This is a genomic window from Pedobacter sp. FW305-3-2-15-E-R2A2, from assembly GCF_038446955.1.
Lineage (GTDB): Bacteria > Bacteroidota > Bacteroidia > Sphingobacteriales > Sphingobacteriaceae > Pedobacter.
Map to the genome: position 1 here is coordinate 1,907,142 of NZ_CP151803.1, position 20,424 is coordinate 1,927,565.

19 protein-coding genes and 4 tRNA genes are annotated in these 20,424 nt (G+C 40.9%); 15 read left to right on the forward strand and 8 right to left on the reverse strand.

From position 1 onward, the window contains the following. Positions 1–115 precede the first annotated feature (115 nt). Entirely contained in the window at positions 116–1,054 is a 939-nt protein-coding gene (locus AAFF35_RS07930) for a hypothetical protein (protein WP_342331892.1), read from the reverse strand. Positions 1,055–1,158: 104 nt separating this feature from the next. Between AAFF35_RS07930 and proS the strand changes: the two genes are divergently transcribed. From proS to AAFF35_RS07955, 5 genes are all read left to right on the forward strand, one after another. Further along, the gene (gene proS / locus AAFF35_RS07935) at positions 1,159–2,631 is read left to right on the forward strand and encodes a proline--tRNA ligase (protein ID WP_342331893.1); all 1,473 of its coding nucleotides are present in this window, start codon (positions 1,159–1,161) and stop codon (positions 2,629–2,631) included. Positions 2,632–2,677: 46 nt separating this feature from the next. Further along, complete coding sequence (locus tag AAFF35_RS07940; protein WP_342331895.1) at positions 2,678–3,373, forward strand: hypothetical protein; 696 nt, start codon at positions 2,678–2,680, stop codon at positions 3,371–3,373. Then, complete coding sequence (locus AAFF35_RS07945; RefSeq protein ID WP_342331896.1) at positions 3,370–4,509, forward strand: cystathionine gamma-synthase; 1,140 nt, start codon at positions 3,370–3,372, stop codon at positions 4,507–4,509. The genes AAFF35_RS07940 and AAFF35_RS07945 overlap by 4 nt, the downstream gene beginning before the upstream one ends. A 6-nt stretch (positions 4,510–4,515) precedes the next feature. Further along, the gene (locus AAFF35_RS07950) at positions 4,516–5,370 is read left to right on the forward strand and encodes a TIGR02757 family protein (RefSeq protein WP_342331897.1); all 855 of its coding nucleotides are present in this window, start codon (positions 4,516–4,518) and stop codon (positions 5,368–5,370) included. A 288-nt stretch (positions 5,371–5,658) separates the two neighbouring features. Then, positions 5,659–6,174 carry a YdeI/OmpD-associated family protein gene (locus AAFF35_RS07955; protein ID WP_342331898.1) on the forward strand — a complete coding sequence of 172 codons (516 nt, stop codon included), beginning with the start codon at positions 5,659–5,661 and terminating at the stop codon, positions 6,172–6,174. A gap of 3 nt (positions 6,175–6,177) precedes the next feature. Here AAFF35_RS07955 and AAFF35_RS07960 read toward each other — a convergent pair whose 3' ends face one another. The 7 genes from AAFF35_RS07960 to AAFF35_RS07990 form a co-directional block, all read right to left on the reverse strand. Continuing rightward, complete coding sequence (locus AAFF35_RS07960) at positions 6,178–6,906, reverse strand: polyprenol monophosphomannose synthase (RefSeq protein WP_342331899.1); 729 nt, start codon at positions 6,904–6,906, stop codon at positions 6,178–6,180. 102 nt (positions 6,907–7,008) lie between these two features. Further along, positions 7,009–8,562: a peptide MFS transporter gene (locus AAFF35_RS07965; RefSeq protein WP_342331900.1), complete on the reverse strand. Its 1,554-nt coding sequence runs from the start codon at positions 8,560–8,562 to the stop codon at positions 7,009–7,011. A 64-nt stretch (positions 8,563–8,626) separates the two neighbouring features. Next, positions 8,627–10,396 carry a peptide MFS transporter gene (locus AAFF35_RS07970; RefSeq protein ID WP_342331901.1) on the reverse strand — a complete coding sequence of 590 codons (1,770 nt, stop codon included), beginning with the start codon at positions 10,394–10,396 and terminating at the stop codon, positions 8,627–8,629. 182 nt (positions 10,397–10,578) lie between these two features. After that, positions 10,579–11,499, reverse strand: a complete 921-nt coding sequence (locus AAFF35_RS07975) for a hypothetical protein (protein ID WP_342331902.1) — start codon at positions 11,497–11,499, stop codon at positions 10,579–10,581. Continuing rightward, positions 11,500–12,678 (reverse strand): acetyl-CoA C-acyltransferase, encoded by a 1,179-nt coding sequence (locus AAFF35_RS07980; RefSeq protein ID WP_342331903.1) that lies wholly within the window; start codon positions 12,676–12,678, stop codon positions 11,500–11,502. It abuts the gene before it with no gap. Between the two features lie 72 nt (positions 12,679–12,750). Beyond that, the gene (locus tag AAFF35_RS07985) at positions 12,751–12,936 is read right to left on the reverse strand and encodes an Arc family DNA binding domain-containing protein (protein ID WP_342331904.1); all 186 of its coding nucleotides are present in this window, start codon (positions 12,934–12,936) and stop codon (positions 12,751–12,753) included. 24 nt (positions 12,937–12,960) lie between these two features. Further along, entirely contained in the window at positions 12,961–13,818 is an 858-nt protein-coding gene (locus tag AAFF35_RS07990) for an SPFH domain-containing protein (RefSeq protein ID WP_342331905.1), read from the reverse strand. 217 nt (positions 13,819–14,035) lie between these two features. Here AAFF35_RS07990 and AAFF35_RS07995 point away from each other — a divergent pair, with 217 nt between their 5' ends. From AAFF35_RS07995 to AAFF35_RS08040, 10 genes are all read left to right on the forward strand, one after another. After that, complete coding sequence (locus AAFF35_RS07995) at positions 14,036–16,042, forward strand: HDIG domain-containing metalloprotein (RefSeq protein WP_342333356.1); 2,007 nt, start codon at positions 14,036–14,038, stop codon at positions 16,040–16,042. 80 nt (positions 16,043–16,122) lie between these two features. Continuing rightward, positions 16,123–16,209, forward strand: a tRNA-Ser gene (locus AAFF35_RS08000). Between the two features lie 87 nt (positions 16,210–16,296). Continuing rightward, positions 16,297–16,370: transfer RNA gene (locus AAFF35_RS08005), tRNA-Pro, on the forward strand. 59 nt (positions 16,371–16,429) lie between these two features. Further along, positions 16,430–16,506: transfer RNA gene (locus tag AAFF35_RS08010), tRNA-Pro, on the forward strand. A gap of 53 nt (positions 16,507–16,559) precedes the next feature. Next, positions 16,560–16,633, forward strand: a tRNA-Pro gene (locus AAFF35_RS08015). Between the two features lie 330 nt (positions 16,634–16,963). Next, positions 16,964–18,112, forward strand: a complete 1,149-nt coding sequence (locus tag AAFF35_RS08020) for a site-specific integrase (RefSeq protein WP_342331906.1) — start codon at positions 16,964–16,966, stop codon at positions 18,110–18,112. 674 nt (positions 18,113–18,786) lie between these two features. Next, positions 18,787–19,026, forward strand: coding sequence for a hypothetical protein (locus tag AAFF35_RS08025; RefSeq protein ID WP_342331907.1), 240 nt, complete (start codon positions 18,787–18,789; stop codon positions 19,024–19,026). Positions 19,027–19,435: 409 nt separating this feature from the next. Next, positions 19,436–19,669 carry a hypothetical protein gene (locus AAFF35_RS08030; RefSeq protein WP_342331908.1) on the forward strand — a complete coding sequence of 78 codons (234 nt, stop codon included), beginning with the start codon at positions 19,436–19,438 and terminating at the stop codon, positions 19,667–19,669. Between the two features lie 96 nt (positions 19,670–19,765). Next, positions 19,766–19,999, forward strand: a complete 234-nt coding sequence (locus AAFF35_RS08035) for a hypothetical protein (protein WP_342331909.1) — start codon at positions 19,766–19,768, stop codon at positions 19,997–19,999. 96 nt (positions 20,000–20,095) lie between these two features. After that, the gene (locus AAFF35_RS08040; RefSeq protein WP_342331910.1) at positions 20,096–20,329 is read left to right on the forward strand and encodes a hypothetical protein; all 234 of its coding nucleotides are present in this window, start codon (positions 20,096–20,098) and stop codon (positions 20,327–20,329) included. Positions 20,330–20,424 lie beyond the last annotated feature (95 nt).

Sequence of the window (20,424 nt, forward strand, 5' to 3'; positions counted from 1 at the left end):
GGAAAATATGTTTTTACGATTACGAAGCAATCATAAGCAGGTACATTGCGATTTGCAAGAGCGCTGCTTATAATGGTTTCATTGGTATGTCTGAATAATAGAATATTTGATTCGGTTAGCCTCTTCCTGCTCTCGATGATCTGCCACCACCGCCGCTATTTCCACCTGAAGATCTGCCACTGCCGCCACCTTCGTTACCGCCACGTGATGGTGGAGGAGTATAAGTTGGCCTGCTTTGCTGAGGTTCTGGTCTGTAGCTTTCACCGCGGCTGGATCTTTCCTGACGTGGTGGGTTGTACCCTTCTCCACGTGATGATCTGGTGTTTTCTCTGCTGGTTCTTCCTGATTCTCTGTTCGGTGCATAGGCTTCAGCTCTTCCTCCTCTGGAAATTACATTTCCATTGAAGTCAGTCCGTACCGTTCCTGATGACCTTCTGTTACCTGATCCGTAGGATGATCTTGCTCCGTCTCCATATGATCTTGTTGCTCTTGGTGCGTTGGTTGTTCTGCCGGTATAAGTTCCTCCGCCGATGTATCCACCGCCGTAATAACCGCCTCCATAGTATCCGCCACCATAGTAACCACCACCGTAGCCTCCACCATAATAGCTATTCCATCCCCATGGGTTATAGCCAAACGGAGAGTAATAATTACCCCATCCATAATATGGAGAATTCCATACAGAACCGAAGCTTAAGCCTAGAGAAAAGCCATTATAGCCATATCCGTTGCCATAGCCATAATAGCCGTTGTCAAAATATGGATCGTAGTATGATCTCCATGGACTGGAGTAAGAGAATCTATTGATACGCGAAGAGTAATCCATGTCATAATATGGATCACTGGTGCCATAATATTCGTCACTTTGATCGTAATCGTCCTGAGTTGCCTGTGTTCTTGGTCTTTCCTGCGGCGTATAGATCTGCGCCTTTGCAGTAGAACCGTAAACATCATCCTCATGAGTGCTTTGCTGCGCGTACCTTGGCGCAGAGCAGGACGCAACAACAATTGTTGTCAGGGCCAGCATGCTGGTGAATAAATGGTTAGGTTTCATAACTATATGTTTTCTTTGTGTGTGCACGTTTTTTGTAGGTATAAATTTATAAATTTGTAGCCTACATTACAAGCAAATTTACACAAAAAACGTTCCAAATAGTTATGAGCAAAGGTATTACAAGTAAAAACGAAGATTATTCCCAGTGGTATAACGACATTGTTATAAAGGCTGACCTTGCAGAGCACTCTTCTGTAAAAGGGTGTATGGTGATAAAACCCTATGGATACTCCATTTGGGAGAAGATACAGGCGGTTTTAGATCAAAAATTTAAAGATACAGGCCATAGTAACGCTTACTTTCCTTTATTCATTCCTAAGTCATATTTTTCGAAGGAAGCTTCCCATGTGGAAGGCTTTGCGACAGAATGTGCAGTTGTGACACATTATCGTCTTAAAAATGACGGAAATGGCAACATTATCGTTGATGAAACGGCAAAACTGGAAGAGGAACTGATCGTAAGACCAACTTCTGAAACCATTATCTGGAACACTTATAAAGGATGGATTCAATCTTACCGTGATCTTCCGCTATTGATTAACCAATGGGCTAACGTGGTACGTTGGGAAATGCGTACGCGTTTGTTCCTTCGTACGACAGAATTCCTTTGGCAGGAAGGGCATACTGCGCATTCTACCGCACAGGAAGCTGTTGAGGAGACAGAAAGAATGCTGGATGTGTATGCCGATTTCGCAGAAAACTGGATGGGCGTACCGGTAGTTAAAGGAATAAAAACAGCAAATGAGCGTTTTGCAGGTGCATTAGAAACCTATTGTATCGAAGCTTTAATGCAGGATGGAAAAGCTTTACAAGCAGGAACATCTCATTTCCTTGGCCAAAACTTCGCGAAAGCATTTGATGTGAAATTTACCAATAAAGAAGGCAAGATCGAGCATGTATGGGCGACTTCATGGGGTGTTTCCACCCGTTTAATGGGCGCTTTGATCATGGCACATAGTGATGATGCCGGATTGGTATTGCCTCCGAAATTAGCACCTATCCAGGTGGTGATTGTTCCGATCTATAAAGGAGAAGAAGACCTTAAAAATATCTCTGCTTTTGTCGATGAACTAATGCCGAAATTGAAAAAGATGGGCATCTCGGTAAAATATGACGACCGTGACACCCAACGTCCGGGATTCAAATTTGCTGAATACGAATTGAAAGGCGTACCGATCCGTCTGGCCATTGGTGGAAGAGATATGGAAAATGGTACTGTTGAACTTGCCCGCAGGGATACAAGAGAGAAACAAACCGTAATTCAGGAAGGCCTTGACATTCATATCGCTCAGTTGCTGGAAGAAATTCAGGCTAATATTTACAATAAAGCCGCTACATTCAGAGATGAACATACCACAGAGGCGAACTCTTATGATGAGTTTAAAGAATTGCTGGATGGTAAAGCCGGATTCATTTCTGCACATTGGGATGGAACACCGGAAACGGAGCAAAAGATCAAGGAAGAGACCAAGGCAACGATCAGGTGTATTCCTTTAAACAATAAGCTGGAAGATGGTGTTTGTATCTATTCTGGTCAGCCATCTAAGCAAAGGGTATTGTTCGCCAGAGCTTATTAATATTGATTGAAGCATTAAGCTAATCCAGTAAATAAACTGAAACTGAATGGATACGGAAAACTACGGTAGAATACTCAAGGAATTTGAAAATAAAGCTTCTTTAAAGCAGTCTATTTATCGAAATACAACGGAAATCTTCGACTTGTTAAAAAAGCAATTGTCAAAGACTGCCGGGCGACTAAAACACGATTACGGTGCAAAGGATACCTCTGTAGAAATCGATTATAAAGAGAACAATAAGTTTGAAGCGCAGCTGAAGTTTTCCGGTGATATGCTGATGGTATCGATGCATAGTAATATCTTCAATTTTGAACCCAGTCATTCTATATTTCAAACGAAATACATTAAGGAAGATCCATCATTGAGTTATTGCGGGGTGATTTACATCCATAATTTTTTGGCAGATTCCATTAAATACAACCGCCTGGCGGATGAAGGTTCACTGATCGCCCGTATCCTCATCAATAAAGACAAACACTTTATGGTGGAAGGGGAGGGCGCATTGGATTTCCTTTATCAGGACATTGCCAATAACCTGGTTACCGAAGACAAGCTGACGGACATCATTGAAAGGTCAATTTTGTTCTGTTTGGCTTCCGATCTGGTAATTCCTCCATTTGCGCAAATAAAAGAAGTAACTTTAAATCAAAAACAATCCATGTTGGCTGCAAGCGGGTACCCGACAGGCAAACACCTTGGATATCAGTTTAAAGCAGAAATAGAGCAAAATAATAACATATGAAGTTCGCAACGAAAGCAATACATGCCGGTCAGGAACCTGACCCATCTACCGGAGCAGTAATGACTCCCATATATCAAACTTCTACCTATTGGCAGAAATCTCCTGGCGACCACCAGGGCTTCGAATATTCAAGAGGAACAAACCCTACACGTAAGGCTTTAGAAGATTGCCTTGCCGCTTTGGAAAATGCAAAACATGGTTTGGCTTTCTCCAGCGGAATGGGGGCTACAGATACAGTCTTGAGGCTGTTACAACCAGGAGATGAGGTGATCACCGGTAATGATCTTTACGGAGGTTCTTATCGCATCTTCACTAAAGTATATGCAAAATATGGCATTAAGTTCCATTTCCTGGATTTGTCAAAACCAGAGAACATGCTGCCCTACATCAATGATAAAACAAAGTTGGTATGGATTGAAACCCCTACAAATCCAACGATGCAGATCATTGACATCGAAGGGATTGCCAAAATTACAAAGGAGCGTAAACTGATCCTGACGGTAGACAATACCTTTGCTTCTCCTTACCTGCAAAACCCTATTGACCTTGGTGCTGATATCGTTATGCATTCCGTAACCAAATACATCGGAGGTCACTCTGACGTAGTTATGGGTGCTTTATTGGTAAATGATGATCAATTATACAAAGACCTTTGGTTTATCTATAATGCCTGTGGTGCGACTCCGGGACCTCAGGACGCCTTTTTAGTACTTAGAGGCATCAAGACCCTTCATTTACGCATGAAAGCACATTGTGAAAACGGAGAGAAAGTTGCCCGTTTCCTTAAAACCCATCCAAAAGTAGATAAGATCTACTGGCCTGGATTTGAAGATCACCCTAACCATGACATCGCTAAAAAGCAAATGCGCGGTTTCGGAGGTATGGTTTCCATCACTTTAAAGGATGCTGATCTTCAGGAAACATTCAGAATTGCTTCTTCTTTCAAAGTATTTACGCTTGCGGAATCCTTAGGTGGTGTCGAGTCCCTGATCAATCACCCTGTCAGCATGACACACGGCTCTATCCCGAAAGAAGAACGTGAAAAAGTGGGCGTTACAGACAACCTTTTACGCTTAAGTGTAGGTGTAGAAGATATCGATGATTTAATCGCAGATTTAGAACAAGCTTTAAAATAAGAAACATTGGAATTCCTGGAACTTAAAGATTTTTTGGACCACAAAGTTGAACAATACAACCGGCCTAACTTCATCACAAATGATCCGATTTGCATTCCACATCGTTTTTCTAAAAAACAAGACGTTGAAATTGCCGCATTCTTTGCGGCAATTTTAGCTTGGGGGCAACGCAAAACGATCATTAACAAATGTACAGAGCTCTTCCAGCGAATGGATAATGAGCCCTACGACTTCATGTTGAACCATAGTGATGACGACCTGAAGCGCTTATTAAACTTCAAGCACCGTACCTTCAACGATACCGATTTGTTGTATTTCGTGTCTTTCTTCAAGCACCATTACGAACAATCTGAAAGTCTCGAGTCTGCCTTTTTAGCTCCTGAGCCGATCTTCAGAGAGGAATACCTGACGCAAGACAGTGCAACAGTAAAACAATATGCTTCTTCTGCCTGCCTGCAATCTGAATTAAAGGAAGTGCCGGCTACAGAGCGTGCCCTGAACCATTTCAGATCTTACTTTTTCAGTCTCCCTGATTTCCCACGAAGAACCATCAAACACGTCTCTTCCCCCTTACAAAAGTCTACCTGCAAGCGTCTGAATATGTTTTTACGCTGGATGGTAAGAAAGGACAATAAAGGCGTAGATTTCGGCATCTGGACTACCATTAAACCTGCGGATCTCATCTGTCCCTGTGATGTCCACGTAGACCGCGTAGCACGCAAACTCGGGTTGATCAGCAGAAAACAAACCGACTGGCAAACCGCCGTAGAGTTAAGTGCTGAGTTATCCAAATTCGATCCAATCGACCCTGTGAAATACGACTTCGCTTTATTCGGCCTCGGCGTTGAAGAAAAGTTCTAAAACATATCGCATCCAGACCTAAGGAATAACACTCCCCTTAGGTCTCCTGCTTAATAGCCTCAACAAACCCTGCTCCAACATCCTGCTCAGGCATCTTGCTTAATAACCCTGCTCAACAAAACCTGCTCCAACATCCTGCTTTTGCCTCCCCGCAAAGGAGCAATATTATAAAAAAAGAGGTGTTAATGTGATGGCCTAGGAATTTTGCCCCTTCAGGCAAAGGTTCCAGCCAGAACAAAACACCTCTTTTTTTAAGAGATAGCGAACAATATATTTACCTTTATTATTATGGTAACTTTCAAAGCAGAAATAGAGCGTTTCGCCGAAATGGGTGAAAAAACAGGCTGGACCTACATCTTCATTCCCTCAATTATCGCCAGTGAAATCAAAGCAAACTGCAAAAAGAGCTATAGAGTCAAAGGCAAACTAGACCAGATCCCTTTTGAAGGACTTGCGCTTATCCCGATGGGAGAGGGCGATTTTATCATCTCCTTAAACGCCACCATACGCAAAAAGCTAAAAAAAGACAAAGGCGCAGTACTTGATGTTTCCCTCGAAGAGGATACTACCTTCAAAATAGAAATGCCCGAAGATCTTGAACTGTGTTTATCCGACGATGAACCTGAACTCCTAAAAAGCTTCTTAAAGCTCCCTAAGTCCCATCAAAACTGGTACATCAACTGGTTAAATTCTGCGAAAACAGAACCCACAAGAACAAAAAGAATCGTGAGAATTATCTCTGCCATGGCTAAAAACTGGGATTTCGGTACGATGATGCGGGAGGGCAAGCCGCCAAAAGCTTAGCGCTTACCTCTTATAATTCCTGAACCAGCTCCAGACCTTCATTTGAATTACTCCGATGAAAGCTTCTCTAAAGATCCTTGTACTCATTTTAGAAGTACCCTCTGTACGGTCCGTAAAGATGATTGGAACCTCTACTACTTTAAAGCCATATTTGATTGCTGTGAACTTCATTTCAATCTGGAAGGCATAACCTACAAACTTGATTTTATCTAAAGGGATCGTTGCTAAAACCTGTTTACGATAACATTTAAAACCTGCTGTAGCATCCTGAACATTGATTCTCGTGATGATGCGAACATACATCGAGGCAAAGTACGACATCAGTACCCTGTTCATTGGCCAGTTGACTACATTTACTCCATTTACATAGCGGGATCCGATGGCCAGATCTGCACCATTTACACAAGCTTCACGAAGTCTGATCAGGTCATCCGGATTATGCGAGAAATCGGCATCCATTTCAAAAATATACTCATACTTAGCATGAGATAATGCCCATTTGAAGCCATGAATATACGCCGTGCCTAATCCTAGTTTTCCCCTTCGTTCTTCCAGATGTAATGCCGGATATTCCTGTTGTAATTTTTTAACGATGTCAGCAGTTCCATCAGGGGATCCATCATCAATGATTAATATTTCAAAGAAATAGGGTAAGGAAAAAACCTTCCTGATGATCTTTTCAATATTTTCTTTCTCGTTGTAAGTGGGGATTATAATTAGACTGTCTGACACGTAAAATAAATTAATGAGCGAAATTATGGATTCTAAACGAAAAAACCCTCAGTATATCGCATATACTGAGGGTTAAATTATGTTAAAAGCTATAAAAGCTGATTATTTGACATCCTGCATCAGTTTTTTCACCAAAGGAGAGATGACAATTAGCAGGACACCGGCAATTAGTGCGTAAATGGCGAGCTGTTTATAACCATCAGTAAAGGTCACCAGCTTTTGTACGGTCGTATCATTTTGACCACCCTTAGCCATATTTGCGCCAATAATACCGGCTACATACTGGCCATAAGCAGCTGCAAGAAACCACATTCCCATCATTACCCCCTGAAGTTTTACCGGAGATAATTTTGTCATGATCGATAAGCCGATAGGAGAGAGGCAAAGCTCACCGAAGGTAATGACCAGGTAAGACAAAGTAAAGGCGTCCAGAGAAGTAATACCCTGTGCATTGGCAAAAAATCTCGTGCTATACAAGATGAAGAAACCTCCCGCTAAGAATAAGAAGCCCATACCGAATTTCACTACTGTGTTTGGTTCGATCTTTTTCTTTGCCAGTCCAATCCATACCAGACTGAAAATAAAGGCAAAAATGATCACAAAGAAAGAGTTTGCAGAATTGTTAACTCCGTTTGGATCCAGTGTAAGTACCCCAAGTAATTTATTGTCCAGGTTTCTGGCTGCAAACAGCGACATCGAGCCTCCGCTTTGTTCATAGATTCCCCAGAAAATGATGGCGAACAAAATGAAGATAATGGCTGCAATCAGTTTTTTGTTTTCCGCCCATGAATATTTAGTCATCTCATAGATGAGGTAAATTAATGTGGCTGGACCGATGGTATACATAAACCAGTCTGTATACTGGGTTTTAGCGACCATGATCATGATGACCGGAATGATGGCCAGGGAACCTGCGTACACCGCGTAATCGTACCATTTCTTACCGATTGCTTTACTCTCTATCGTTACTGCGCCTGAAGGGCTTTTTGGATCAATGCCATCTGTAAAAGTCTCTTTTATCGCTTCATCTCTGAATGGCGATAATCCGATAGGACCAAGGCTTTTTTTAGTAAAGATGAAAGTCAGTAAACTGATCGTCATTACGATTCCGGCGAGGCCGAATGCCAGGTGCCAGGAATACTCTTTTCCGAGGTAGATACAAGCATATCCACCCAATAGACCTCCAATATTGATCCCCGCATAGAACAGGGAGAAACCTGCATCACGACGAACATCATTTCCTTTGTATAAGGCACCTACCATCGTCGAGATGTTCGGTTTAAAGAAACCTGTTCCGACTACCGTAAAGCTGATTCCAAGAAAGAAGAACTGGTGTGGGTCGTAGGCTAAAATGGCACTTCCGACAATCATCAGAATACCGCCCCAGAAAAGAGACTTTCTAAAACCAAGGATTTTATCGGCAAACAAACCACCGATAAAGGTGAATGCATAGACGAATGCTTGTGTTGCACCGTATTGTAAATTGGCATTTTCATCCGTCATGGTCAACTGACTGACCATGAAAAAGGTAAGCATTCCCCGCATTCCGTAGAAGCAGAAACGCTCCCACATTTCGGAGAAGAACAGGTACCAAAGTTGCCGTGGGTACTTGCCTTTAAAATTCTGTATTTGTTCGAGGGTGAGGTTTTCTGCCATCTCTTAATTTATTTTATCTGTTGCGCAAAAAAAGCCTTTGGAGTGATCCAAAGGCTTGATTTTGTTATTTTACACCGTGCATTAATTTTTTCAGAACCGGAGTCAGCATCATGATGATCAGACCCAATCCGATTGGAATGAACGTGAAGATCAGGAAGAAGGTCGTCATGGAGTATTTAGAAGTGATTTCATCGATCATTCCACCCATTGTACCAGCAATCTTATTACCAATTGCAATCGCCAGATACCAGATACCAAACATGATGGCGATCATTCTGCCCGGAACCAGTTTACTTACATAAGATAAACCTACCGGAGAGATGAAGAGCTCACCCATGGTATGGAAGAAATAAGCAAGAACTAACCAAACCATACTTACAGAAGCAACTGCAGCTCCCTGAGGGATGGTACTTGCACCGTAAGCTAATGCCGCAAAACCGATACCTAGTAAGATCATTCCGAAACCGTTTTTATACGTTGCAGAAGGGTTGTATTTACTTTCCCAGATTTTGGATACCAGTGGTGCACAGCTGATGATGAACAGAGAGTTTAAGATTCCGAACCAGGTGGCAGGAACTTCAGATTTTACTTCGCTGTATTGGTTTTTAAGCATGTAAATAACGATCACCCAGATGATGAGGAAACCACAAGCTAAAATAATGTTACCTATAGAATATTTACCGAAAGTTTTAGCGAAAAGTTTCAATAAAACGTAAGAGATGATCACTAGTGGAACAACCGTAATCAGGGTGTTCACAATATTGAAAATGACTTTGGAATCTCCCGTTAACAAGCGTTGTGTATAATCTTTCGCAAAGATCGTCATCGATCCACCTGCCTGTTCAAAAGAAGCCCAGAAAAAGATGGTAATGAAGGCGAGAACGATTACTGCAATCATCTTATCGCGCAATACAGGAGTGTACTGAGAGATCCTTTTGATCAGGATAAACAAGAAAAGTACCAGTGCAACCATGATCATGATGTTACTACCTTCCATGCTGCCGATTTTGAAATCGAACAGGTTCATGCTCGTGATTTTGGAAACCGGATCGTTGATGATCCATGATAAGCCGATGACAGAGATCAGACCTATTAATACCAGGTCAAACTTCGAAAATGGATTTCTGGTGGATTCTTCCAGGTTATCTGAAACCTCTTCTTCTTTGTTTTTAACTGGTTTCAGACCGATGTTACCGAAAATGTTTTGAGTGAAATAGAACTGAAGCATTCCTATAAACATAAAGATACCGGCTAATCCGAAGCCATAGGCCCATCCCCAGTCTTTACTTTCTCCGATATAACCACATAATAACATTCCTAAAAAGGCACCTGAATTCACACCCATATAGAAAATGGTATAAGCACCATCTTTTTTCTCCGGGTGTTGTTTGTACATCTGAGCGATGATGGAAGTCATGTTTGGTTTGAAGAAACCGTTACCAAGTACCAATAGACAAAGGCCTAAGTACATGAAAATATGGTCCACTTCGATCGCCATAGATAAGTGACCTAAGGTCATGAGCAAGGCGCCCACAACTACTGCCCAGCGATAGCCAATGATTCTATCGGCAATATATCCACCTAAGATAGGGGTCAGGTAAGCCAAGCCGGTATAAGAACCGTAGATTGCCAGTGCGTGAGCTCTTGGCCATCCCCATCCCGGATTGTCGCCGATAATGGAAGAGGTCAGGAAAAGCACGAGTAATGCCCGCATCCCATAGTAGGAAAATCTTTCCCACATCTCCGTAAAGAATAGAACAAACAGCCCCGCCGGATGTCCTAGTACTTTACTCTCAAAAAAGTTATTTGGAGAGTCCAAATTTTGTGCATTCATGTGTTGGTTTTTTTGTGTAATAATTTATAGAAAGGTTCAGTTAGTTCTTATTAATAAATATGGTGGTAGGGAGTGTTTCGGTAGGATTTTTGTGTATTCTTGAAGTAAACCATCGCGCAAGATAGGCACACAGACTCAAACTCACAAATTTTTAGCGTAGATTAAAACTCCATAATCATTGTTTAAAGCTTCTTAATAGGTTGTATCTTTTTATTTTTAGGGTCTACATAGAGTTCGTCCTTATCGTTTGGAGCGTTCTTTAGTTCCACATTCTCAACGAGTTTTAGTCGTCCTCCACTAAGTTTATACGCATCAAAGCTGAGGTCGGATGCATAAAATTCAAAATTTCCTGTCATTTCCGGATTAAAAGGAGCAAGGTGATCAAATACGATCATGTTCATGCTTTTTTCCATCGTCAGCGTCATTGAATTCAATTTATTGTATTCAAAGATGATTCTGTTTTTTCCGGGGTTTTGCTTTTGATCGAAAATGGCTTTTCCAAAGATTGGTTCTCCCTTTTCAAAAGAAAGTACTTCGATCAGTTTTTTGGAGGTTTTGGTATTGTTCCCTTTCCATCCAATCAGGGCATAACAAGAGGTTTTGCCATTGGCAGTAACTGGGATGATTTCATAATAATTTGCACCATACCAGTTTTTATTACTCGTTGGGGCATTGGTGTCCTTCAGGTTGTCTGTACCATCAATAAGCGGGTATAGTTTTAACTTGCCATCTTTTGTCGCCATTTGTATCGCGCCAAAATAGCGGTAAGAACCATCGTCTAAAGGAAGGTACCAGGAAAAGATGCGAAAGTTTTTATCCGGCGACTGAAGTATGGAGATTCTTTTTAAAGAATCGAAAGGGTAACTGTAGGAGGATGGGGTTTTTAAGGCGTTGACCAGTGTCTTAATGAACTGGGCATTTAAAGCAAAGCGTGCGGCATTGTCCGGAGCATTTTGAACGCCTTCACTGAAGTTGATCAGCGAATCCTGATACCTCGTCATTCCCGGGATATTGGTCAGCTTAAAGCTATGCTGCGCATAGACTGTGGTCATTGCGCAGCATAACAATATGATCAACAGGAAAGGTTTTGAAGCCTTCGCCATTTAGTTTAATTTTTCGATAACGATTGCGCTGGCACCACCACCGCCATTACAGATTCCGGCTACGCCGATGCTTCCGTTATTTTGAGCCAGTACAGCGAGTAAAGTAACGACGATTCTGGCACCTGAAGCACCCAGTGGATGACCCAGAGAAACCGCACCTCCATTTACATTCACTTTATTGCTGTCCAGTTCCAGTAGTTTGTTGTTGGCCAGAGAAACGACAGAGAAAGCTTCATTGATCTCAAAAAAGTCAACGTCAGCAATGCTTTTACTTGCGTTTTTAAGCGCTAATGGGATTGCTTTTGCAGGAGCAGTAGTAAACCATTCCGGTGCCTGTTGTGCATCTGCATAAGCAAGAATCTTCGCCAATGGCTTTAATCCAAGTTCTTTTGCTTTATCAGCACTCATCAGTACCAATGCTGCAGCGCCATCATTTAGGGTCGAAGCGTTTGCTGCGGTTACTGTTCCGTCTTTTTTGAAAACAGGTTTTAAGCCTGGAATTTTATCAAATTTAACAGCAAAAGGTTCTTCATCCTTTGAGATCAGGGTGACATCGCCCTTGCGGTCTTTTACTTCTACAGCGATAATTTCTGAGTCGAACTTACCTTCTGTCTGGGCTGCCTGCGATTTTTTGTAAGAGCTGATGGCGAAAGCATCCTGTTCTTCGCGGGTAATTGTGCAGTCAGCAGCACATAGCTCTGCAGCAGAACCCATGTGGTAATCATTGTATACATCCCAGAGACCGTCTTTTACCAATCCGTCAGTAATCTGACCATGACCTAAACGATATCCGTTTCTTGCTTTATCTAAATAGTAAGGGACATTACTCATGCTTTCCATACCTCCGGCCACGATGATGTCGTTTTGACCAAGGGCGATACTTTGTGCGGCAAGCATGATGGCTTTCGTTCCTGAAGCACAAACTTTATTGATGGTGGTAGCGGGAACATCCGGTAATCCGGCAAACTTTGCGGCCTGTGTAGCTGGGGCCTGACCAATATTAGCGGACAAGACATTGCCCATATAAACTTCCTGAACGTCAGCAGGGCTGATGCCCGCTTTTTCTACAGCCGCTTTAATCGCTAAACCACCCAGTTGGGTAGCTGAAAAACCTGCTAATGAACCACCAAAACTTCCTATTGGGGTTCTAACGGCTGATACTATAACTACTTCTCTCATTGATGTCTTTTAATTTTGGTTAAAAGCAAAGTTAAGTAATTACTGGCATCTGCTGGTTAAAGTCGGTTATTTTTAACGTTCTCCCTCTGTATCATTTTTGTTTATCCGTCGTTTTCTTTTCGATTTCAGTGCTTCATTCAACAGGTATTCTATCTGCCCGTTGGTGCTTCTAAACTCATCCCCGGCCCAATTCTCAATCTCTTTGAGCAGGGCGGGGTTGATTCTTAGCACAAAAGCCTTTTTATCTTTCTCAGACATATCTTTTTTGTACTCCTTGTAATGTTAATTGTATAAAGTTCCTGTATTGACTACCGGTTGTACATTGCGGTCGCCACAAAGGACAACAAGCAGGTTGCTCACCATTGCGGCTTTACGTTCCTCATCCAGTTCCACGATGTTTTTCTCTGACAGTCTTTCCAGGGCCATCTCTACCATACCTACTGCACCCTCCACAATCAGTTTACGGGCAGCGATTACGGCAGTTGCCTGCTGGCGTTGCAACATCGCACTCGCAATTTCCTGCGCATAGGCAAGGTGTGAGATCCGGGCCTCCACCACTTCTATCCCTGCTCTTGACAGCCTTTCACTCAATTCTGCTTCCAGGAGAGAACTTACTTTCTCTGCGCCGTCTTTCAGTGTAATTGTTGCTTCTTCATCCTCAAAATTGTCGTAGGGAAAGATATTGGCCAGGTGTCTTACCGCAGCTTCACTTTGTATGTTTACATATTGATGGTAATCTTCTACCGCAAACATCGCTTTTGCGGTTTCCTGAACCTGCCATACCACTACGGCGGCAATCTCGATCGGATTTCCCAGTTTGTCGTTCACTTTGATCTGATGGCCGTTCAGGTTTCTTGCTTTAAGGGAAACCTTCTTTTTAACGGTTAGTGGATTCACCCAGAAGAAGCCGTCTGTTTTTACGGTGCCTACATACTTCCCGAACAGGGTGAGTACTTTGGATTCATTAGGGTTGTTGATGATCAGTCCCGGCAGTACCAGGATGAAATTCAAGGCCAGAGCGATGGCTCCAACAGTAAATTGTTCGACAGCCAATGCAAAAATTCCGCCACCCAATAAGGCTAGGAATAATACAAAGGTTAAATAGCCAGATGGCGGAGTGATGATTTTTTCCTGATACATAATGATATTGATTTGATATCATAAAGTAAAGAATAATTATGCAGATAAACAAGGTAAATCCCATCCTTTCGCATGATTACCTCTTCCAAAACACGATTTGAAGAAAAATTGTATTATTTTTGAATGAAATCAATCTATATCTATCTTGGCTAAAATCAAAAAGAATTCCCATAGGGTGCTTTACCGTAAGTATTCATCAAACATCAAATATGTGATGATGGTGCTTTCCGTATTGATCATAACTGTATTTTTACCCAAACAGCCCCGGTTCAGGTATGAATTCGAAAAGGGAGAAATATGGAAAAACAAGGATTTAGTTTCTCCTTTCAGCTTTGCCATTTTAAAAACTACCCCGCAGGTAACGACGGATAAGAAGGATGCATTGAATAATGTACTTCCCATTTATAAAATGAATAAGGACCTGATCCATTCGGTGGAAGAAGCTTACCTGAATGAGTTTGATGTCAAATGGAAAACCAACGCTTTTCCTGAAAACGAAAAGGCGGGTTATAAGAGTTCTTCCTTTAAATTGCTCGAAGCGATTTATACCCGGGGAATCATTGCGATGAATGCCAAACATCAAAAGGGGAATAAATATTATGATTTTGCTTTGATGACCAATAACATCAGCAGGAATTTAAGTACTCAGGATGTGTTTACTGTTCAGTCCGCACTGGAGTATTTTGATAAGAACTACAATTCGATCAATCTGAAAGTTAAAGAAATGATCGTTAATCTCGTAGAAGATCATTTGACCCCCAATATCACTTTCGATGAAAAATTAACCACCATTGTACAGAACAATACCGTAAGCAGTCTTTCTACCACCAGAGGGATGGTGCAGAAAGGGGAGTTGATCATAGCCAAAGATAATGTGGTGGATGATGAGATCTATCAAAAGCTACTTTCCTTTAAAGAAGCCTACGAAGCACAAACCAAGACCATAGGCGATAGCAAATTGGTTTATTTGGGTCAAATATTGTTGGTTGGCTTTATTGTGAGCTTACTGATGTTCTTTTTGAAACTGTTCCGGAAAGACATCTTTGCAGACAACAGGCAATTGTCTTTATTGCTGCTGGTTATTACTACCATGTTGTTGTGTCTGACCTGGGCGATTAAGCTGAACCTGCCAAGCATCTATTATATTCCTTTCTGTATCGTTCCGATCATCATCAGGATCTTATTTGATACCAGGTTGGCGCTTTACCTGCATTTGCTGGTGATTCTCATTGCGGGCTTCTTTGTGCCTAATAGTTTTGAATTCGTCTTCTATCAGATTACTTCCGGAATGGTGGCGATTTACAGCATCAGGAATCTGATCAAAAGAGAACAATTGCTATTGTCCGCTTTATTCATCTTATCCGCTTACTTTGTTTCCTTTGTAGGCATCGGTTTATTAAGAGAGGGATCGTTCGACCAGATCGAATGGATTAATTTTGTTCCTTTCATCATCAGTGTATTGTTGTCTTTACTGGCTTACCCTTTAATCTATGCTTTTGAAAGGATGTTTGGCATCACTTCCGATGTGGCCCTGATCGAGCTGACCAATACGAACAACAAACTCCTAAGGGAGCTTGCATTTAAAGCTCCGGGTACTTTCCAGCATTCTTTACAAGTGGCCAACCTGGCTGAAGCAGCGATCTTTAAAATAGGAGGGAATTCCCTATTGGTAAGAGCGGGTGCCTTATATCATGACATCGGTAAGATTGAGAACCCTCAGTATTTTATAGAGAATCAAAATACAGCCCTTAGCCCGCATGATAAGTTGCCATATGAGCAAAGTGCCCAGATCATTATTAAACATGTTCACAAGGGTATCGAGATTACGCGCAGGCATCAATTGCCGGAAAGTATCATCGACTTTATCAGAACACACCATGGAAATACCAGGGTCGATTATTTTTATCAGAGCTTTTTAAAGAATTCTCCGGAGAAATTTGTGGATGAAAATATCTTCCGATACCCTGGTCCGATCCCTTTTTCTAAAGAAACTGGTGTTTTAATGCTCGCAGATTCGGTGGAAGCGGCCTCAAGAAGCCTGAAAAATCCGGACGCTCAAAGTATAAATGACATCGTCGAACGGATCATTAACTATAAATTAGAACAAAATCAATTAGATAACTGCGATATTACTTTAAAAGATTTAGAAACTATAAAGCTGATCTTCAAGACGATGCTTATGAGCATCTATCATGTGCGTATAGATTACTTACAAAATGTGTAAATTTTTTTTGGATCAATGAATGAAGTTACTATATTTGCAATCCCGAAAAACAGGAGCGTTTTTCGGAAAAGAATTGAAAAGGAGAGGTGCCTGAGTGGCCGAAAGGAACAGTTTGCTAAACTGTCGTACTGGCAACGGTACCGCGGGTTCGAATCCCGCCCTCTCCGCTGAAATAGTGATTTGCAAAATAGGATATGTAGTTTTAATATCGTTCCTTTGCAGCCCTTCGAAAAAGGGAAAAGAAGATACCAGTTCGGGGTGTAGCGTAGCCCGGTATCGCGCCTGCTTTGGGAGCAGGAGGTCGTAGGTTCGAATCCTGCCACCCCGACACAAATTACCTGGAAAGGTAGTTTTATAATGACCAGTTAAAAAAAGAAGATACCAGTTCGGGGTGTAGCGTAGCCCGGTATCGCGCCTGCTTTGGGAGCAGGAGGTCGTAGGTTCGAATCCTGCCACCCCGACCAAATTACTTGGAAGAGTAGTTTAATATTGACCAGTAAAAAAGAAGATACCAGTTCGGGGTGTAGCGTAGCCCGGTATCGCGCCTGCTTTGGGAGCAGGAGGTCGTAGGTTCGAATCCTGCCACCCCGACAACATAGATGTCAAATTCTATCAAAAACCCTCTAAATTTCACAGTTTAGAGGTTTTTTTCGTTTTAGTCATATCAAAGAAAAGCAATGAATATCAAGGTTTTTATGCCCTATTCTACACCCTCTTTTTTTCAGCTATAATTGTCCTTCAAAAAAAAGTAAAAATGACTACTTGAGTTTTTTGTTATACCGCCTTTTTTAACCCTGTGTTTTGTTCCTCTAATTCTTTAAAAACAGGAGAGGGCATAAGGGCATAAAAGGGCATAAATCATATTAAAATATGAAAAGCCCAAACACATTTAGTCTATCATTTTTCCTAAAAAAGGACAAAATGAAAGAAGGTAGAGCCCCATTATTTGTTCGGATTACTTTAAATAGTAAATTTTCTGATATTTCAACCAAGAAAAGGGTTGATGTTTCTGCATGGAATCAAACTAAACAAACTCTTTCTGGCAATGGTAAGGAAGAAGCACTAGTTAGAGAGAAAATTCGGTTACTGATAAATGATATTAATAACGCATATAACGACCTGAAATATGAAAATAAGCCATTGTCTTCGGAAACTATAAAAGCAAGGGTAGAAGGGTATGATAAGGAACCATGTACCCTGAATTCTCTATTGAGTCACCATAATATTGACCTGGCATCATTAATCGAACCTGGGACTTTAAAAAATTATTTTTCTACCGAACGTTTTTTAAAAGAATTTTTGATAAAACAGAGAAAGGTGAAAGATATTTATCTAGATAAAATTGACAATAAGTTCATAACCGATTTTGGTATATATATGCTTAACCGTGTGCCAGATAAGGGGCAGAAGCCTTGTGGAAATAACACACTTATGAAGCACATGGAACGCTTTAAGAAGGTATTTGGAGTTGCTTTGAAAAACGGATGGACTATGAATCAGCCTTTCCTTCATTTTGAACGGAAAATAATACATAAAGATGGTGACTGTCTCGAAATTGAAGAATTGAACCGAACCAGAGCCCTTGATGGATTGAAAAGCGGTCAATTAATCGTTCGTGATCTTTTTGTGTTTTGTTGTTTAACTGGACTGGCGTATTGTGATTTGGTAAGTCTTGCTAAAGAGCATCTGGTTAAAGATAGTGGCGGGGAGTATTGGATTGAGATGATCAGGCAGAAAAATAGAAACTTTACACAACGTAAATTTCATGTTCTATTGCTCTCTGAAGCACTGGAGATTATTAAAAGATATAAAAACAACCAGTTTGCGATAGAAAATAAAACGATTTTCCCATCCTTTTCAAATCAGATTGTAAACCGTTATCTTAAAATTATCGCCGAGGTGGCTAATATTAATAAATCAGTCACCTTTCACTTGGCTAGGCACACTTTTGCTACAACAGTTACACTTGAAAACGGGGTTCCAATGGAAAGTGTATCGCACATGCTTGGGCACGCAAGTATCAGAACAACTCAGATATTCAAAAGTAAAAAAGAAGAAGGTTCTGAATGATATGATAGGTCTTAGAGCAAAATTACAAGTAAAACTATTGGAAGTTTTTTAATCTTGTGTAAGTACCTGGTGTGACCCTCTTTCCCGGAGGGGTAATTGTGTCAGAAATTATTACAGTGCCCCGGAGAAAAAAGCTGTAATGAAGTAAAATGTGAAAGGTACTGGTGACTGAACCATCGCAACTGATACAAGGGACGTTGGCATAACGATAGTGTATTATGAACAAGAGGCCCTTTCAGAGGGCCTTTCGTTTGTTGTGAAGTGCTGGATATTGTTTTTTAAATGCAACTTGTTGATTATGTGACATTTGGCCCTATGAATAGAATTTAAGTCTCCCGAACTTAGTACTAGATATCGGATGATATTAAAGTATGAAAAACTTTGAAATAAGACTCACAGGTACACAATGCTAACCAAATATCAGAGGGCAGGTTGAGCACATTCAAAATCTTCATACAGATTTTATTAAAAGATTTAATGAGAGATAACTGACTTGATCGAATCTCTATTAGGTCTTAAAGTATAAACACCGATAGTTTTGCAAAACAACTTAGTAAAAGGGGATAAACCGAAAACCTTGAATAGAGTAGGTAAAAAAGGAGATAGCCGAAAATCCGAAGAAGAGTAGGCATAAAGTTTTTATTGCTTTTTGATGTATAAAAGCATTGATTATTATGGCAGATTGGTATTTACGGAGTAATGGCGCTAATATATTTGACCCAAACAGTTATACTTTTGTTGGCTCAAGTGCGCCGGCTTGTCCCGGTAACGGGTATGTATGTGCGGTACGGGCGGAAGACAATGGTTCAGGCTTAGGTAAACCTAATCTGACACCAGCATTGCAATATCAAATAACTATCGCTTTAAGTACAGGTGTGGATCAACAAGACGTACTCTTAAGGTCGCTGCCTTAATTAATAATCTCGGACAACAACTGGTTCAAAAAGTTTTTGGGTCATTTGACCCTATGAATAGAATTTAAGTCTACCGAACTTAACATTAGATATCGGATGATATTTAACGTTTGATAAATTTTGAAATAACACTCACAGGTACATAATGCTAACCAAACATCAAAGGAATCGCTGAGTATAATCAAAATTTTCATCCGCATTTATGGGAGGATCTAATGGATAACAATTTATCAAAAGTATTAAGGATTCTTAAAACAGTTCATACTAAAAGTTTTGCAAAACAAATTAGTAAAAGGAAGTTGCCGAATATCCTTACCATAGTAGGCAAGAGGGAGATGCTGAAAACCCTGGAATAGAGTAAGCATATGATTAAAGTTTATGCTTTTTGATTTATAAAAGCAGTAATGCGATGTCAGAATATTTTTTAAGGATCAATTTTGCAGATCCAAACGACCCATTGAGTTATACTTCAGTAGGCAGCACCAAACCTGGATGTCCTGGTACAGGTAAGATTTGTTCACTACTTGCTGAAAATGATGGAACTGGTCATCCGGTTATTACATCACAGATTCAAGCACAAATGGTAACAGCATTAAGTACAGGAGTAGACCAGCCATTAGTAGTTCTTAGGTTTTTGGACTAGAAGTGAATATCTACTTTTCTGAAAAAAACTAATTTAAATTTATTATCTAACTAAAGTTTTCTGATGTCTTTTGATTTATAAAGATATCCTATAATTATGGCAAATTGGTATGTACGGATCACAGGAGCTGATCCAACTCTTCCAGCAAGTTATACGCTTGTGGGCATTAATCCTCCTTCCTGTCCAGGAACAGGAAAAATTTGCTCAATCAAAGCTGATGATGATGGCACTGGTTTACCCATTATTACACCTGCGCTTCAATCTGAAATAGCTGCAGCATTAAGCACAAATGTCGATCAGCCGAATGCTTTATTAAGGTCAGCGACCTAAAATTATCATAAAAGCATGAGACAAAACCTCATGCTTTTATCTATTTTTTACTAAAGTTTTTCGCTTGTTTTTTGATGTATAAAAGCATTCTTGCTTATGTTTAACTGGTATTTAAGGCATTTATGTGCTGATCCAAATGATCCGGAAAGTTATACTTCAACTGGTTCCAGTAAACCGTCTTGCCCAGGTTCGACGCGGATTTGTGCAATTTTTGCGGAAGATGATGGCACCGGGCGTCCAATAATTACACCGACACTTCAATCGCAGATGGTAACTGCATTGAGCACCGGAGTGGATCAGCCATTGGTGCTGCTAAGGTCAGCTTGTTAGAAGCGAGCAGGTATTACTGTATTTTTGAAACCGATAAATTAAAGTTTTTCGCTTGCTTTTGATATATAAAGCATTCCAATGTATGTGTTGTAGCA

What these genes read in the sequence shown, in the direction of transcription:
- AAFF35_RS07930 (WP_342331892.1), bottom strand. Translation starts at nt 1,054, where the DNA reads ATGAAACCTAACCATTTATTCACCAGCATGCTGGCCCTGACAACAATT.
- proS (WP_342331893.1), top strand. Translation starts at nt 1,159, where the DNA reads ATGAGCAAAGGTATTACAAGTAAAAACGAAGATTATTCCCAGTGGTAT.
- AAFF35_RS07940 (WP_342331895.1), top strand. Translation starts at nt 2,678, where the DNA reads ATGGATACGGAAAACTACGGTAGAATACTCAAGGAATTTGAAAATAAA.
- AAFF35_RS07945 (WP_342331896.1), top strand. Translation starts at nt 3,370, where the DNA reads ATGAAGTTCGCAACGAAAGCAATACATGCCGGTCAGGAACCTGACCCA.
- AAFF35_RS07955 (WP_342331898.1), top strand. Translation starts at nt 5,659, where the DNA reads ATGGTAACTTTCAAAGCAGAAATAGAGCGTTTCGCCGAAATGGGTGAA.
- AAFF35_RS07965 (WP_342331900.1), bottom strand. Translation starts at nt 8,562, where the DNA reads ATGGCAGAAAACCTCACCCTCGAACAAATACAGAATTTTAAAGGCAAG.
- AAFF35_RS07970 (WP_342331901.1), bottom strand. Translation starts at nt 10,396, where the DNA reads ATGAATGCACAAAATTTGGACTCTCCAAATAACTTTTTTGAGAGTAAA.
- AAFF35_RS07975 (WP_342331902.1), bottom strand. Translation starts at nt 11,499, where the DNA reads ATGGCGAAGGCTTCAAAACCTTTCCTGTTGATCATATTGTTATGCTGC.
- AAFF35_RS07980 (WP_342331903.1), bottom strand. Translation starts at nt 12,678, where the DNA reads ATGAGAGAAGTAGTTATAGTATCAGCCGTTAGAACCCCAATAGGAAGT.
- AAFF35_RS07985 (WP_342331904.1), bottom strand. Translation starts at nt 12,936, where the DNA reads ATGTCTGAGAAAGATAAAAAGGCTTTTGTGCTAAGAATCAACCCCGCC.
- AAFF35_RS07990 (WP_342331905.1), bottom strand. Translation starts at nt 13,818, where the DNA reads ATGTATCAGGAAAAAATCATCACTCCGCCATCTGGCTATTTAACCTTT.
- AAFF35_RS07995 (WP_342333356.1), top strand. Translation starts at nt 14,036, where the DNA reads ATGGTGCTTTCCGTATTGATCATAACTGTATTTTTACCCAAACAGCCC.
- AAFF35_RS08020 (WP_342331906.1), top strand. Translation starts at nt 16,964, where the DNA reads ATGAAAGAAGGTAGAGCCCCATTATTTGTTCGGATTACTTTAAATAGT.
- AAFF35_RS08025 (WP_342331907.1), top strand. Translation starts at nt 18,787, where the DNA reads ATGGCAGATTGGTATTTACGGAGTAATGGCGCTAATATATTTGACCCA.
- AAFF35_RS08030 (WP_342331908.1), top strand. Translation starts at nt 19,436, where the DNA reads ATGTCAGAATATTTTTTAAGGATCAATTTTGCAGATCCAAACGACCCA.
- AAFF35_RS08035 (WP_342331909.1), top strand. Translation starts at nt 19,766, where the DNA reads ATGGCAAATTGGTATGTACGGATCACAGGAGCTGATCCAACTCTTCCA.
- AAFF35_RS08040 (WP_342331910.1), top strand. Translation starts at nt 20,096, where the DNA reads ATGTTTAACTGGTATTTAAGGCATTTATGTGCTGATCCAAATGATCCG.